We start from the raw sequence: 14,200 nt of genomic DNA, 5'->3' as shown, positions 1-14,200 counted from the left end.
CGCTGATCAACCGAGGGCCCGCCGGCGGTCGCGAGGCGTTTGCCGGCGCGGGGCCAGGCGGCGGTCACGCGGTCACCGCCCGGAACGACGGGGCGGCGCCGAGCCGCTTGCCGAGCTGGCTCTCCGCGGCGGCCGCGTGCCGGCGCAGCCGTTCGGCCTGCGCGGTGAGCACCGCCGCGCCCTCGTCGCTGAGCCGGTAGTAGCGGCGCAGCCGGCCCTCGACGGCCTCCTCGTGGTCGACGGCGATCAGGCCCTGCTCGGCGAGGCGGTCGAGCGCGCCGTAGAGGGTGCCGGGGCGCAGCTTGACCGCGCCGCCGGACAGCTCGATGACGGACTGGATCACCGCGTAGCCGTGCAGCGGCTGGGCTGCCAGCGCGGTGAGGATGAGAAAGGTGGGTTCCTGCATGCCCCGACATTACGGCTGGCACTATATAACGTCAACCGTAGTATCAAATTCGGTTGCGGCTCCCGCCACGGCCGAGCGAGAGTGGACCGAGCACCTGTCGCCGAGCCCGAGGAGCCCACACCTCCGTGTGATACCGACCCGACCCGTGGACGCGTCGCCGATCGCTTCGATCGCCGGCCGCGCGCGGGTCGCCGTACCCCGGTCGGTATCCGTCCCTGGAGGACTCCTTGTTGAAAGCCGCCTCGATCAGCCGCGCCCACGACGGTGATCCGCTCTTCTCCGATCTTGACCTGGTCCTGCGCCCCGGCGACCGCGTCGGCGTCGTCGGCCCCAACGGGGCCGGCAAGACGACCCTGCTGCGGGTGCTCGCCGGGGAGCTGCCGCCGACCACCGGCGCCGTGACCCGCGCGCCCGGCACCCGGATCGGCTACGTGCCGCAGCAGGTCGCCGACCCGCACGGCACCGTCGGCGAGTTCCTCACCGCCGGCCTCGGTGAACTCGCCGAGATCACCGCCCGGCTGCGGGAGCTGGAAGCCGCCCTGGCCCGCGGCGCGGACGTGCTGGACGAGTACGGCCGGGTCCAGGAACGCTGGACCGTGCTGCGGGGGTGGACCGGCGAGACCCGCCTCACCGAGATCCGCCAGCGCCTCGACATCGACCACCTGCCCGAGGAGTTGCGGCTGCGCGAGGTCAGCGGCGGCGAACAGGCCCGGCTGCTGCTGGCCCGGGCCCTGCTGGACGCGCCCGGGCTGCTGCTGCTCGACGAGCCGACCAACCACCTCGACGCCGAGGGCGCCGGGTGGCTCGGCGACTGGCTGCGCGAGTTTCCCGGCGGGGTGCTCGCGGTCAGCCACGACCGGGCGTTCCTCGACGCCACCGTGACCCGCATCGTGGAGCTCGACGGCATCCACGACCAACCCCAGGACTATCCGGGCTGCGGCTACACCGGCTACCGGCAGGAGAAGGCGAACCGCTGGCAGCGGCTGCTGCTGGACTACGAGGCCCAGGAGAAGGACCGGATCCGCTGGGAACAGGACATCGAACGCACCAAGCAGCAGGCCCGCTTCGTGGAGACGACCGTACGGTCCGGGGTCGAGGCACCGCACCTGCGCCGGATCGCCAAGAAGGTGGCGCAGAAGGCCAAGGCCCGCGAGCGGCGGCTGCGCCGGCAGATGGACTCCGCCCGGTGGATCGCCGAACCGCGCACCCGCCCGCCACTGACCCTGGCGTTCCCCGCCGACGACGCCGCCGATCACGACGTCGTGCTGGCCGTGCGCGACCTGACGGTCAAGCTCGGCGACCGCAGGCTGCTCGACGGCGTCGACCTCGACGTGCGCCGCGGCGACCGGATCCTGATCACCGGGCGCAACGGCGCCGGCAAGACCACCCTGCTGCACGCGATCGCCGAGCGCGCCGAGACCGACCTGGCGGTGCTGCCGCAGACCTCCGACGGGCTGCGGACGGCCGCCACCGTGGTGGACTTCTTCCGTTCCCGGGTGCCCGTCTACGCCGACGACGCCGAACGGCTGCTCGCCGGCCACCAGTTCGGGCCCGACCAGTGGGGCGCCACCGTGAGCAGCCTGTCCGCCGGGGAGCTGCGCCGGCTGCTGCTGGCCGTCATGGTCAACAGCCCCGCGCGGATCCTGCTGCTCGACGAGCCCACCAACTTCCTCGACTTCGACGCCCTTGAGGTCATCGAGCAGGCGCTGCGCGCGTACCGGGGGACGCTGGTGACCGTCACCCACGACCGGTACTTCGCCGCCGCGGTCGGCCACACCCGCACCTGGCATGTCGCGGACGGTCACGTCCGGCAGAGCTGACACGATGGGTCCATGTCGACGCTGATCCCCAGGCAGAGTGCAGGCGCGGTCTCCGTCGGCGGCAGCGCCGAGCAGGTCACCGAGGCGTGGCTGGCCAACCGGCGGCTGTCGGCGCACACCCGCGAGGCGTACCGGCGCGACGTGGCGGGGTGGCTGGCCTGGTGCGCGCAGCGCGACGTCGACCCGCTGCGCGCCTCGTTCCTCGACGTCAACGCGTACGCCCGCGGGCTGGAGGCCCGGTCGCTGGCCCCGGCCACCGTCGCCCGCCAGCTCTCCGGGGTGTCCAGCTGGTACGACTTCCTGGTCAAGCTGCGCGCCGTCGACGCCAACCCGGTCGGCGGCGCGGACCGCCCGCCGGTCTCGCGCGACCACTCCGCCACCGTCGGGCTCGCCCCGGAGGAGGTCGACGCGCTGCTGGGTGCCGCCGAGGCCGAGACCGGGCCGGCGGCGCTGCGGCACCGCGCGGTGCTGGCACTGCTGGCCGACCTGGGCCTGCGCGTCGGTGAGCTGGTCGGTCTCGACGTCGCCGACGTCGGGGTCGAGCGGGGCCATCGCAGCGTGCGGTTCGTCGGCAAGGGCGGCAAACCCCGCCGCCGGGCCCTGACGCCGTACGCGGCCGCCGCCCTGGACGCCTACCTGCGGCAGCGGGCCGCCGCCGGGGCCACCACCGCCGACCGGCTCGACGGGCCGCTGCTGGTCAGCGCCACCGGCGCCCGCATCGACCGGCACGCGGTCTTCCGGCTCGTGCGCCGGCTGGCCCGCGACGCCGGCATCGCCGGCTGGGCGCGGCTGTCCCCGCACTCGCTGCGGCACGCCTTCGCCACCACCGCCCGCGCCGAGGGGGTGCCGCTGGAGGACGTGCAGGACGCGATGGGTCACGCCGACCCCCGGACCACCCGCCGCTACGACCGCGACCGGCACAACCTCGACCGTGACCCCGCTTACACGATCGCCGCCGCGCGGGTCAGGCGCAGCGGTCAGTGAGCGACCCCCTATTCTCGACCGCGGTCAGCGAGCGGATCAAGGGACGAGGTCGGGTTGAACATTTTTGAGGCAGTTCTGCTGGGTGCGGTGGAGGGCTTCACCGAGTTTCTCCCCATTTCCAGCACCGGCCATCTGACCATCCTGGAGAAGCTGCTCGGCTATCAGATCGACGCCACGGACATCACCGCGTTCACGGCGATCATCCAGTCCGGCGCGGTCCTCGCCACGGTGATCTTCCTGCGGAAGGACATCGCCCGCATCGTTCCGGCCTGGCTGGCCGGGCTGTTCGACAAGAGCAAACGGGAGAACGTCGACTACCGGTTCGGCTGGGCGGTGATCCTCGGGTCCATCCCGATCGGCATCGTCGGGCTGCTGTTCCAGGACACCATCGAGAGCACCCTGCGCAGCCTGTGGTTCGTCGCCGGCGCGCTGATCGTCTGGAGCGGTGTGATGGCCTTCGCCGACCACGCCGCCACCCAGGTGCGCCACCAGGAGGACGTGACCTGGAAGGACACACTGATCATCGGCATCGTGCAGTGCCTGGCGCTGATCCCCGGCGTGTCGCGCTCCGGCGCGACCATGTCCGCGGGCCTGCTGCGTGACCTGGACCGGGTCACCGTCACCAAGCTGTCGTTCTTCCTGTCGATCCCGGCGCTGCTGGGCGCGACCGTGCTGCAGTCGGTCACCGAATTCGACAACATCTCCGCCGACAACGGCGGCGTCGGCTGGCTGCCCACCATCGTGGCCACCATCGTGAGCTTCATCGTCGGCTGGTTCGCGGTGTCCTGGCTGCTCAAGTTCATCGCCCGGCACTCGTACAGCATCTTCATCGCCTACCGGCTGGTGCTCGGCTCGGTCCTGATGATCCTGCTCGCCACCAACGTCATCGAGCCGAAGTAGCGACCCGCCCGGCCGGGTCTCGCGCAGGTGCGCGGGCCCGGCCCCCGGCATGACAGATGTCATGCCGGGGCCGTGCGGATCGCAGCTCAAGAGGTGACAGCGCGCACTACGGCGCGGCCCGGCAGCCGCCGAGACTCGATCCTATGAAGACACTCGTCGCCGTGCTCACCTCCGCCGCCACCCTGCTGGCCGGCTCACCCGCCCCGGCCGAGCCACCGCCCGTGCTGCCCTCCCGGACGGCCGCCGGGGCCGATATCCGGCTGTCGTTGCCGCAGCCGACCGGGCCGGAGCGGATCGGCACCGTTTCGCTGCATCTGGTCGACCGGTCCCGGCCCGATCCGTGGGTGCCGGCCGAGCGGGCCCGCGAGCTGATGGTGCAGATCTGGTATCCGGCGCGCGGCGTCCACGGCCATCGCCGGGCGGGTTGGGTGTCGCCGGGCGTGGCGGCCCTCATCAACCCGCCGGGCAGCGGCTTCGTGCTGCCGGTCACCCACGGGCACACCGGCGCGCCGGCCGCCCCGGGCCGCCGGCCGGTCGTGGTGTACTCGCCCGGCTTCGGCGGGGAGCGCACCGGGAGCACGGCGCTCGTCGAGGACCTGGCCAGCCACGGCTTCGTCGTCGTGACGATCGACCACACGCACGACGCGCGGTTCGTCGAGTTCCCGGACGGGCGGATCGCGACCCACGCGATCCCACCGCCGACCGGCCCCGACGACGAGGAGGCGGCGCTGGGCAGGGTGCTCGACGTCCGGGTGGCCGACACCCGCTTCGTGCTCGACAAGCTGACCGCGATCAGCCGCGGGCGCAACCCCGACGCGTCGGGCCGGGCGTTGCCGCGAGGACTCGCCCAGGCGCTCGACCTGTCCCGGGTCGGGATGTTCGGCGCGTCGCTCGGTGGTGCCGGCGCGGCCGAGACGATGCTGGCGGACCGGCGGGTGCGGGCCGGGCTCAACCTGGACGGCACCTTCTTCGGCCGGGTGCTCACCGCCGGCCTGGACCGGCCGTTCCTGATGATGAGCTCCGACACCGAGGACCCGGAGGACACCGACGAGACCTGGGACCAGTTGTGGTCCCGGCTGCGCGGCCCCCGGTACTGGATCCAGCTGGAACACGCCGGGCATCTGTCGTTCACCGACTTCCAGGTCCTGCTGCCGCAGCTCGGCGTCCCGGCCGAGGACAGCGAGCCGCTGATCGGCAGCATCGACGGCGAACGGTCCGTCGCCGTCCAGCGGCCGTACGTGCGGGCGTTCTTCGACAAGCACCTGCGCCACCGCGACGGGCGCCTGCTGGCCGGCCCGTCGGCGCGCTACCCGGAGATGCGTTTCCTGCCGTGAGCGCGGGGTGCCGGGCGAGGGCGGACATCGACATCGGTTGTTCGCCACCGCCCGGCAGCGCTAACGTAACGCATTGAATCCGGCACTCTACGCGACCGAGGGGGCGCCCGTGCGCACCGAAGAACTGCCGCTGTTCCCGTTCCGCAGCCCCGACGACGACCCGTTCACCCCGGTCACCGGCGCCGACCGGGACCGCCTGGACGCGCCGATCACCCGGGTGCGGCTGCCCACCGGCGGCTGGACGTGGCTGGTCACCCGGCACGCCGACGTCAAGCAACTACTGCGCTCGGACGCGTTCAGCGCCGACATGGACGCCCCGGGCTTCCCGCTGCTGCGCCCGCTGCCACCGCAGAGCCCGCGGAACCGCAGCGGCAGCTTCATCCGCATGGACGGCGAGGCCCACCTGCGGCTGCGGCGGATGCTGACCGCCGAATTCATGATCAGGAACATCGCCCGGATCGCGCCGCTGATCGACGACGTGGTGGAGAGCTCCCTCGACGCGATGCGCGACGCCGGGCCGCCCGCGGACCTGGTCGCCGCCTTCGCGCTGCCGGTGCCGTCGCTGGTCATCTGCCACCTGCTCGGCGTGCCCTACGCCGACCACGCGTTCTTCCAGCAGCGCAGCGGCATCCTGCTGGACCGCAGCGCCGCACCGCCGCAGGTGCACGACGCGATCATCGAGCTGCGCGGCTACCTCGGCGAGCTGATCCAGGCCCGCCGCGCCGACCCCGGCGACGACCTGATCAGCCGGCTCGCGGTCGAGCGCATCGCGACCGGCGAGCTCGAAGCCGACGAACTGGTCGGCATGGCCCTGCTGCTGCTGATCGCCGGGCACGAGACGACCGCGAACATGATCGGGCTCAGCGTGCTGTTGCTGCTGCAGCACCCCGACCACCTGGCCGCGCTGCGCGCCGACGAGGACCTCGCCGACGGCATGGTCGAGGAACTGCTGCGCTACCTGAGCATCGTGCGGACCGGGCTGCCCCGGCTGGCCACCCGCGACGTCGAGATCGGCGGGCACACCATCCGCGCCGGCGAACCGGCCACCGCGCTGCTGTCGCTGGCCAACCGCGACGACGACGTGTTCGCCGACGGCTCCGGGTTCGACCCGTACCGGCAGGCCCACCAACACCTGGCGTTCGGCTTCGGCGTGCACCAGTGCATCGGCCAGCCGCTGGCCCGCGCCGAGCTGCGGGTCGCCCTGGTGCGCCTGGCCCGGCGCTTCCCCGGCCTGGCCCTGGCCGCGGACCCGGCGAAGCTGCCGACCCGGGACACCTCGATCGTGTACGGCCTGGCCGAACTGCCGGTGACCTGGTGAGCCCGCACGTGCGGGTCGACCGGGACCGCTGCGTCGGCGCCGGCAACTGCGTGCTGACCCTGCCGGCGGTCTTCGACCAGGACGAGGACGAGGGCCTGGTCGTCATCCTGGACCCGCAACCACCGGCGGACGACGCCGAGCTGGTGGCCCGCGCGGTGCAGCTCTGCCCCTCCGGCGCGATCAGCGTGGCTGCCGACTAGCGCCGGCTCAGTCCGGCAGGCCCAGGGCGGCACGGACCAGCTCCAGCGCCGCCTGCGGGCTGAGGCCGAGCGCGGTGGCCTGCGCCGCGTACCGCTGGGCGGCCTGCTGGGCCGCGGCCGGGGTGCGCGCGGCCCGGGCCGTGACCAGCGTCCCGGCCCGGCCCCGGGTCTCGACCAGCCCGGCCTGCTCCAGCTCCCGGTAGGACCGGGCCACGGTGTTCGCGGCCAGGCCCAGCTCGGCGGCGAGCTGCCGCACCGGCGGCAGCTTCGCGCCGGCCGCGAGCACCCCGCCGGCGGCCAGCTCGGCGATGCGCAACCGCACCTGCTCGTACGGCGGCACCGCCGAGTCCGCGTCGATCACGATGTCCATGCGGGCCCCCGGGGTCGGCTCAGAGCAGCCGCGGCGGGGTGTTGCCGGCCGCGACGATGGCCCGGCGCATCGGCACCATCGCCAGCAGGATGCCACCGACGATGAAGAACACCACCAGCGACACGATGCCGATGCGGTAGCTGTTGGTCAACTGGAACACCAGCCCGAACGCCAACGGCCCCAACCAGCTCGTGCCCTTGTCGCTGATCTCGTAGAAGCCGTAGTACTCGCCCTCCCGGCCGTCCGGGATGAGCTGGCTGAACAGCGACCGGCTCAGCGCCTGGCTGCCGCCCATCACCAGGCCGATCCCGACACCCAGCAGCATGAACGGCACCGGCTCACCCTCCGGCAGCCAGAACGCGGCCAGGACCACCCCCAGCCACCCGGCCAGGGCGATCAGCACCGTCTTGCGGGCGCCGATCCGCGCCGCCACCGCGCCGAGCAGCAGCGCCCCGCCGAAGGCCAGGAACTGCACGATCAGGATCGTCACGATCAGCGCGCTCTGCTCCAGCTTCAGCTCCTCGGTGCCGAACTGGCTGGCCAGGGAGATGACCGTCTGGATGCCGTCGTTGTAGATCAGGAAGGCGACCAGGAAGAACAGGCTCAACGGGTACGCCCGCAGGCTGCGGATCGTCTGCCCGAGCTGGCGGAACCCGTCGGTGAGCACGTTGCCGCGCACCGCACCCGCCTCGGCGCTGGGGTGCTCGCGCAGCCAGCGCAGCGGCACCAGGGTGAACACCGCCCACCAGAACCCCGCCGACACGATGCACCAGCGGGCCAGATCCAGCGTGCGCTGATCGTCGCCGTCGATGGTCAGCCAGGTGACCACCACCAGGTTGAGCAGCAGCAGCACCCCGCCGCCGAGATAACCCAGCGCCCAGCCGCGGCTGGAGACCTTGTCGCGTTCGTCGGGCCCGGCCAGCCGCGGCAGGAACGAGTTGTAGACGACCACCGACGCCCCGAAGGCGATGTTGGCGATGATGAACAGCAGCCCGCCCAGCAGATACCGCTCGCCGGTCACGAACGCCATCGCGATCGTCGCCCCCGCGCCGATGAACGCGGCCGCGGCCAGCAGCGGCTTCTTGCGCTCGGCCCGGTCGGCGATCGCGCCCATCACCGGCAGCACGAAGACGGTCAGCAGCACCGACAACGACACCAGGTACGGGAAGTACGAGCCGGCCGCGACGGTGATGCCCAGCGGGTACACCCGGCCGTCGCACTCGTCGGCGCCGAGCGCGCAGCCGGCGGCCTGCTCGGTGATGCTGGTCAGGAACGGCCCCAGGAAGACCGTGATGACAGTGGTGGAGAAGGCCGAGTTCGCCCAGTCGTAGAAGTACCAGCCGGTACGTTCACGCCGGCTGCTCACCGGTGCGGTGGTGGCGGTCATCAGGGTGGCTCCAGGTCGCGGGGGGATGGCGCGCTGATGATGCCATCTCAGGGTCATCTCGGGGTACAACTACGCCGCTGGGAGACTCCTTTTCCGCAAGAGAAATCCTACGGTCGCCGGATGAGGGAACTGCGCTGGCCGCTGATCGTCCTGCTCGCCCTGTCCGGGCTGATCCGCCCGGTGCTCAGCGTCGCCGGTGTCTATGACGACCTGGGCGCCTTCGGGCGCCCGTGGGCGCCGCTGCTGGTGACCCTGCTGCTGGCGATCGGCTGGGTCGCGGTGGCGGTGCTCACCCGGGTCCACCGCCCGGTGCTGACGCTGACGCTCGCCGGGCTCGGCTACGGCCTCGCGGCGATCGCGCTCAACCTCGTGCTGCACCTGTTCCTGGAGTCCGCCGAGTGGATCCCGGCGCCCGGCTACGTGGCGATCCTCGGCTGGAACGCGCTGCAGGGCGCCGTGCTGGGCGCGGTCGCCCTGGGCCTGCGACGGCTCCGCCGGTGAGCCCCGCCCGGCGGTATCCTCCACAATGTGCTGAGCGGTCTTCTCGCCCTCGTCCTCGGCTCGTTCATCTCATACGGCGCGGTGCGCGTCCTCGTGAGCGAGGCCAGCACCCTGCGCCAGGTCCGGGCCCTGCGTGGGCGGGGACGGACCGCCGACGCGACCATCGTGTCGCTGGCCGCCTTCGACCCGGAGTGCGGCACCCGGCAGGCGGTCGTTCGCTTCGAGACGGAGCCCGGCCGCGAGGTGCGCAGCACGGCCCACCTGCGCTGGAAAGGCCAGCCCGAATGGGTGACCGGTGCGCCGGTGCGGATCCGATACGACCCGCAGACCCCGACGGTCATCGCCACCGAAGCCGGCCGCCGCCAGGGGCACGCCGAGATCCGACAGGCCGTGCTCCTCGGTGCCCTGTTGGTGGTGATGGTGCTGCCGACCTCGGCCTACCTCGCCTACGCCGGCCTGCACACCTTGCTGTTCTAAGAGACGAGGTGGGGGTCTCAGCTCTCCGGGTGCCACCACTTGGCGAGGGCGCTGGTGGCCGGGTCGTCGGAATCGGCCAGCGCCGCCCACGGGTCGACGCCGGGCGGCAGATCCTCCGCGGCGTAGGCGGCGAGGTCCTGCGCCGCCACGGGTTCCGCGGCCGGCTCGGCCAGCGCCGCGTGATCCAGACCCGAGTGATAGAGCCCGAGACTGCCGGTGTCGATCCACGGGAAGCCGTCGACCGGTTCCGGCAGCGGCCCGACGTCGACGGCCGGCGGAAACAAGCTGACCTGCTCGAAGTCCGTGGCCGCGTCGGGGTCTGCGCCGACCGGGCCCATGGTGTGCCCGTCGGTCACGTCCACCACGCCCGCGTCGGCCGCGTCGTCGTGGCCGGTGCCCGGCTCGTGGTCGTCCCAGCCCGCGGCGTCCTGCGACTCGTCGAGGCCGTGCCCGCCGTCGATGCCGTCCAGGTCCGGCCCGCCGTCGAGGTCGTGCCCGGCGAAGCCCTGCGCCTGGTCGTCGTCGTGGCCGAAGACGTCGTCGTGGAACGGGCTGTCGGCCTCGGCCGCCGGCGTGCCGAACTGGTCGCCGTGACCGCCATGATCGTGGTGGTCCTCGGGGCCGTCCGGATCGGAGAAGTCCGGCCAGCCGTGCTCGTCGCTCATGCCATCACCTCCGCCGGCGCTCCGGCCATGACGTTCGTCGGGCGCGGCGTTGACGATGCGCTCACAAGCTCGCTCATTGCCGTCACCTCCGCGGGCGCTCCGGCGATGACGTTCGTCGGGCGCGGAGTTGATGATGCGCTCGCAAGCTCGTTCATGGGGGCCACCTCCGCTGGCTGTGCGGCGCCGGCCTGGGCCGGCACCTGAGTTGATGATGGGCTGGCACACATGGTCAAGCCGTCTCCTGAGCATCGGCGGGGGGCCCGGGCGTCAGGGAACGCGCCCGGGTGAGAATCTCGTCGACCTGCCGCAGCTGCGCGCGGACCGCGGACAGCTCCGCGGTCGCCTGGTTGCGCCGCTTCGCCCGCCCGGCGGCGTCGGTGGCCGCGGCGGCGTCGATGTCGGCGATGTGCGCGTCGAGCTCCCGCAGCCGCCGCTCGACCGCGTCGTCGACGGCGACGCTGAGCGCGTACTGCAGGTCGGTGAACCGGTAGGAGATCTCGTCGGAGAGCGCCGCCCGGGCCTCGCCGAGCACGTCACGCAGCCAGGTCCGGGCCTGCTGCCGGTCGCTCTGCACCCGCCGCCGATACAACACGTAGCCACCCGCGGCCAGCCCCAGGCCGAGCCCGGCGACCGGGACGAGCAGCCCACCGGCGACGGCGCCGCCGACCCCGAGCAGCGACGCGCCGAACATCGCGCCGCGCCCGGCCATGAAGGCGATCCCACCGGCGGAGAGCGCGACCAGCAGGTTGTCGCCGGCGCCGTCGCGCGGCGGGCTGCCCGCCAGCGCGTGCCGCAGCGTCGCGTTGAGCCGGTCCAGCACCGCGGCCAGCTCCTCCGCGTCGAAGACCTGCGCCAGGATCCGCTCGCCGACCTGCCGGAAGGTCGCCTGCAGATCGTCGGACAGCCGCACCGCCACCGCCTGCAGCTCGGCATCGAGCTGATCGGGCAGGGCGTCCAGCGCGGCGCCGCGGGCGGAGTCGATCCGGGCGCCGAAATCCTGCTGCACACCGGTGATCCGGGTGCGCAGCAGCCCGACGACCTCGACCCGGGCCCGCTGCGTCTCGGTGCTCAACAGCAGTGTCCACTGCCGCGACTCGGTGCGCTTCCGGGCCGCCAGCGCGGAACGCTCGGCGCGAACCCGGGCCACCTGCGCCGGATCGGCCTCGCTGGCCTGCACCCGGGCGGCGGCCGCGGCCTCCAGCCGGGCCAACTCCCCGCGCGCGGCCCGCAACACGTTGGCCAGCTGCAGCTGGTGCCCGCGCCCGGCCAGCTCCACCAGGGCGTGCTGCAGCTCGGCGATCCGCGAGGCGTCCACCAGCGCGGCCTGCTCCCCGGCGGGCAGCGTGCGGGCCAGCTCGGCCAGGCGGGCCGAGACCGCGAACCACGGCGCGTCGGCGAAGCGCGGCGCGTGGACGCGCAGCAGGGCCCGGTTGTCATCGGCGATGCGCCGCCACCCCGGGTAGGCATCCACCTTGGTCAGGGCGAAGACGACCGCGTCGACCCGAGCGCTGGCGGCGACCAGGAAGTCCAGCTCGGGCCGAGACAGCGGCGCGGAGGCGTCCGCGACGAACAGCAGCGCGGTCGCCCGCTCGACGGCGGCCAGCGCGACGGTGGTGTGCGCCGGATCGAGGCCGCCGACACCGGGCGTGTCCAGCAGGCTGACGTACTGCAGCAGCGGGGCGGGATGGGTGACCTCGATCCGGCGCGGGGCGCGGCCACCGCCGGGCACGTCCCGGCCGGTGGCCCACCCGGCGAGCTGCGCGGGGTCGATGTCGACCGGCTCGGCCACGCCGGGCACATAGGCGGCGGCCGCCGCCGGACCGGGAGAGAAATGCAGGTAGGCAGCGGTCGCGACGGCGGCGTCCACCGGCGACAGATCGGGCACGCCCAGCAGCGCGTTCAGCAGTGAGCTCTTGCCGCGCTTGGTCTCACCGACCAGCACGACCGACGGGCGGGTGAGCTGGACCCGGCGCAAGTCGGCCAGCTCGACACCGGCATCGGCGTCACCGGCCCGCACGGCGGCCAGCGCGTCCCGCACGGCGATGTCGAGATCCTTGGCGAGGCTCACGCCGGCCACCCCCGCCCAGCCTGCGTCGGGCCGTGCATGGCCTGGGTCGGGTCGGCCTGCGTCGGGCCCTGCACGACCTGGGTCGGGCCGGCTTGGGTCGGGCCGGGCTGCGGCCATCCGGCCTGGCTCGGGCCCCGCACGACGGTCGGGACGGACCCGGCCTGCGTCGGGTCGGCCGGCTCGTGGTCCACGCCCCGGCGGATGGCCTGGGCCAGCAGGTGGAAGCCGCGGTGGGCGACCTGCGCCACCCGCGACTGCGCCGGCCCGGCGCCGGCGACCGCGTACACCCGCCACCTGTTCGCCGCCTCGACCGCCGCCGCGGCCAGCTCCGGGCCGTCGGCCTGCGGTAGGCGCAGGATCCAGCGGGCGTCGTCGGAGGTCGCCAGGCGGGTCAGCTCCTGCTCCCAGGCCACCGGCAGCGCCACCACGCCGGTTGTGACGCGCTGGGCGACCTCCAGCAGGCGCAGCCGGTGATAGGCGGGCTCGCGCAGCAGCCGTTCGATGGCGTCGCGCAGGGCCTCGCGGTCGCGGCGGTCGCTGGTGTGCCCGGCGACGCGTTCCAGCCTCGACAGGGCCCAGCCGGCCTTGATGGCGTCGGCGCGCCAGCGCAGCGTCTGCTCCAGGGTGTCGCGCAGCCGCGGGAAGCCCGAGGCGCGGACCAGCCGGCGGACCAGCTCACCCGTGCCCAGCCGGGGGTCCGCGGCCAGCTCCGCCAGGGCGAAACCGATGCCGTAGAGGTCGAGCAGGCCGAGCAGCCGGTCGCGGCGCTGCACGCTGACCGGTGCCGGCCGGCTGCGGAACAGGTCGACCGAGGCCAGCAGCACCCGCAGCTCGGCGGCCGGCACCGTGGACAACTCCCGCAGGGCGGCGCAGTCGGCGGCGGTGAGCCGGCCGGCCTCGCCGGTCTCGGCCAGCAGCCCGACCACGGGCACGACCTCGGACACCGTACGGGCCAGCAGCAGCGCCTGCTGCTCGGCGAGGGGACCGGCGACCGGCCACGGGTCCCCGGCCCCGCCGACCAGGGTGTCGACCTTGCCGAACACGCCCAGCGCGTTGATCGGGCTGCTCGCCAGCCGCGCGGAGGCCGCCCGGAACGCCTCCAGGGCCTGCACGTCGTCGGCGCGGACCGCCTGGGTGAACACGTAGACGACGGCTTCGGCCGCGGCGACCTCCGAGGCGGAGTCGGCGTCGATGTCGGCGTCGAACGGCGCCGTGCTCTCGCCGAGCTCCGCCGCCGCGCGGGCGCTGACCCGGGTGTCGGTCGAGGCCAGCCCGGGGGTGTCGACCACGGTCAGATCGCGCAGTTTGTCGCTGGTCAGGCTGACGTCCACGTGGGCGATCCGGTCGGTGGGCACGCCGAGACGCTGGGGGATCATGCCGTCGTCGGCCAGCGGCAGGCTCGTGCGGGTGCCGTCGCGCAGCACCACGTCGACGCGGTCGGCGGGGCCGTAACGGAAGCGGGTGACCACCCGGGTGCATTCCCCGACGGCCGTCGGGGCAACCCGGCGGCCGATCAGTGCATTAACGAGTGTCGACTTTCCGGCTTTCAGCCGGCCGGCGATAGCGACGCGTAACGGCTCGGACAGCCGATCACGGACTTGAATCGCCTGGCCACCGGCTTCCGGGCCGACCTGAGCGATGATTTCGTCACAGAGTGTCGCCACGCGTGCGGAGAGTGGTCCGACGGTCATGACTCGTCAGCCGAGCGCACCGTCAGGGAGAATGTACCGACCGCGGCCGACGTCGGAGACACTGTCGCCACCCTTCCCG

The 14,200-nt window shown here is 73.4% G+C and carries 15 protein-coding genes; 8 read left to right on the top strand and 7 right to left on the bottom strand.

The genetic code is table 11. From position 1 onward, the window contains the following. Nucleotides 1–64 precede the first annotated feature (64 nt). Complete coding sequence (locus tag DMB66_RS08110; RefSeq protein ID WP_125803397.1) at nucleotides 65–406, bottom strand: PadR family transcriptional regulator; 342 nt, start codon at nucleotides 404–406, stop codon at nucleotides 65–67. 230 nt (nucleotides 407–636) lie between these two features. Here DMB66_RS08110 and DMB66_RS08105 point away from each other — a divergent pair, with 230 nt between their 5' ends. The 6 genes from DMB66_RS08105 to DMB66_RS08080 all read left to right on the top strand — a co-directional run bounded on the left by DMB66_RS08105 (nucleotide 637) and on the right by DMB66_RS08080 (nucleotide 6,962). Continuing rightward, entirely contained in the window at nucleotides 637–2,226 is a 1,590-nt protein-coding gene (locus DMB66_RS08105; protein ID WP_233624381.1) for an ABC-F family ATP-binding cassette domain-containing protein, read from the top strand. Nucleotides 2,227–2,238: 12 nt separating this feature from the next. Then, nucleotides 2,239–3,210, top strand: a complete 972-nt coding sequence (locus DMB66_RS08100; RefSeq protein WP_125803395.1) for a tyrosine-type recombinase/integrase — start codon at nucleotides 2,239–2,241, stop codon at nucleotides 3,208–3,210. Between the two features lie 54 nt (nucleotides 3,211–3,264). Beyond that, nucleotides 3,265–4,110, top strand: a complete 846-nt coding sequence (locus DMB66_RS08095; protein WP_125803394.1) for an undecaprenyl-diphosphate phosphatase — start codon at nucleotides 3,265–3,267, stop codon at nucleotides 4,108–4,110. Between the two features lie 143 nt (nucleotides 4,111–4,253). Continuing rightward, entirely contained in the window at nucleotides 4,254–5,444 is a 1,191-nt protein-coding gene (locus DMB66_RS08090) for a hydrolase (protein WP_125803393.1), read from the top strand. Between the two features lie 73 nt (nucleotides 5,445–5,517). Then, entirely contained in the window at nucleotides 5,518–6,762 is a 1,245-nt protein-coding gene (locus DMB66_RS08085; RefSeq protein ID WP_125803392.1) for a cytochrome P450, read from the top strand. Next, nucleotides 6,759–6,962, top strand: coding sequence for a ferredoxin (locus tag DMB66_RS08080; protein WP_233624380.1), 204 nt, complete (start codon nucleotides 6,759–6,761; stop codon nucleotides 6,960–6,962). The genes DMB66_RS08085 and DMB66_RS08080 overlap by 4 nt, the downstream gene beginning before the upstream one ends. A 7-nt stretch (nucleotides 6,963–6,969) precedes the next feature. Here the strand turns inward: DMB66_RS08080 and DMB66_RS08075 are convergent, their stop codons facing one another. After that, on the bottom strand, nucleotides 6,970–7,332 hold the full coding sequence (locus DMB66_RS08075) for a GntR family transcriptional regulator (protein ID WP_125803391.1): 363 nt from the start codon (nucleotides 7,330–7,332) through the stop codon (nucleotides 6,970–6,972). A 19-nt stretch (nucleotides 7,333–7,351) separates the two neighbouring features. Beyond that, a complete protein-coding gene (locus DMB66_RS08070) occupies nucleotides 7,352–8,719 on the bottom strand; it encodes an MFS transporter (RefSeq protein WP_125803390.1) in 1,368 nt (455 codons plus the stop codon). A gap of 120 nt (nucleotides 8,720–8,839) precedes the next feature. Here DMB66_RS08070 and DMB66_RS08065 point away from each other — a divergent pair, with 120 nt between their 5' ends. Both DMB66_RS08065 and DMB66_RS08060 read left to right on the top strand, forming a co-directional pair. Beyond that, nucleotides 8,840–9,220: a hypothetical protein gene (locus tag DMB66_RS08065; protein ID WP_233624379.1), complete on the top strand. Its 381-nt coding sequence runs from the start codon at nucleotides 8,840–8,842 to the stop codon at nucleotides 9,218–9,220. A 27-nt stretch (nucleotides 9,221–9,247) separates the two neighbouring features. Continuing rightward, nucleotides 9,248–9,697: a DUF3592 domain-containing protein gene (locus tag DMB66_RS08060; protein WP_158647170.1), complete on the top strand. Its 450-nt coding sequence runs from the start codon at nucleotides 9,248–9,250 to the stop codon at nucleotides 9,695–9,697. 17 nt (nucleotides 9,698–9,714) lie between these two features. Here DMB66_RS08060 and DMB66_RS08055 read toward each other — a convergent pair whose 3' ends face one another. From DMB66_RS08055 to DMB66_RS08045, 4 genes are all read right to left on the bottom strand, one after another. Continuing rightward, nucleotides 9,715–10,362 carry a hypothetical protein gene (locus DMB66_RS08055; protein WP_125803388.1) on the bottom strand — a complete coding sequence of 216 codons (648 nt, stop codon included), beginning with the start codon at nucleotides 10,360–10,362 and terminating at the stop codon, nucleotides 9,715–9,717. After that, nucleotides 10,359–10,517, bottom strand: coding sequence for a hypothetical protein (locus DMB66_RS61060; protein WP_158647169.1), 159 nt, complete (start codon nucleotides 10,515–10,517; stop codon nucleotides 10,359–10,361). The genes DMB66_RS08055 and DMB66_RS61060 overlap by 4 nt, the downstream gene beginning before the upstream one ends. A gap of 74 nt (nucleotides 10,518–10,591) precedes the next feature. Further along, nucleotides 10,592–12,430 (bottom strand): dynamin family protein, encoded by a 1,839-nt coding sequence (locus DMB66_RS08050; RefSeq protein WP_233624378.1) that lies wholly within the window; start codon nucleotides 12,428–12,430, stop codon nucleotides 10,592–10,594. Further along, entirely contained in the window at nucleotides 12,427–14,121 is a 1,695-nt protein-coding gene (locus DMB66_RS08045; RefSeq protein ID WP_233624377.1) for a dynamin family protein, read from the bottom strand. Before DMB66_RS08045 ends, DMB66_RS08050 begins: the two co-directional genes overlap by 4 nt. Nucleotides 14,122–14,200 lie beyond the last annotated feature (79 nt).

Source organism: Actinoplanes sp. ATCC 53533, from assembly GCF_003947245.1.
The sequence above is the reverse complement of the archived record's forward strand: the minus strand, read 5'-3'. Positions and strand labels throughout refer to the sequence as shown.

What these genes read in the sequence shown, in the direction of transcription:
- DMB66_RS08090 (WP_125803393.1), top strand. Translation starts at nt 4,254, where the DNA reads ATGAAGACACTCGTCGCCGTGCTCACCTCCGCCGCCACCCTGCTGGCC.
- DMB66_RS08065 (WP_233624379.1), top strand. Translation starts at nt 8,840, where the DNA reads ATGAGGGAACTGCGCTGGCCGCTGATCGTCCTGCTCGCCCTGTCCGGG.
- DMB66_RS08075 (WP_125803391.1), bottom strand. Translation starts at nt 7,332, where the DNA reads ATGGACATCGTGATCGACGCGGACTCGGCGGTGCCGCCGTACGAGCAG.
- DMB66_RS08100 (WP_125803395.1), top strand. Translation starts at nt 2,239, where the DNA reads ATGTCGACGCTGATCCCCAGGCAGAGTGCAGGCGCGGTCTCCGTCGGC.
- DMB66_RS08045 (WP_233624377.1), bottom strand. Translation starts at nt 14,121, where the DNA reads ATGACCGTCGGACCACTCTCCGCACGCGTGGCGACACTCTGTGACGAA.
- DMB66_RS08055 (WP_125803388.1), bottom strand. Translation starts at nt 10,362, where the DNA reads ATGAGCGACGAGCACGGCTGGCCGGACTTCTCCGATCCGGACGGCCCC.
- DMB66_RS08070 (WP_125803390.1), bottom strand. Translation starts at nt 8,719, where the DNA reads ATGACCGCCACCACCGCACCGGTGAGCAGCCGGCGTGAACGTACCGGC.
- DMB66_RS61060 (WP_158647169.1), bottom strand. Translation starts at nt 10,517, where the DNA reads ATGAACGAGCTTGCGAGCGCATCATCAACTCCGCGCCCGACGAACGTC.
- DMB66_RS08110 (WP_125803397.1), bottom strand. Translation starts at nt 406, where the DNA reads ATGCAGGAACCCACCTTTCTCATCCTCACCGCGCTGGCAGCCCAGCCG.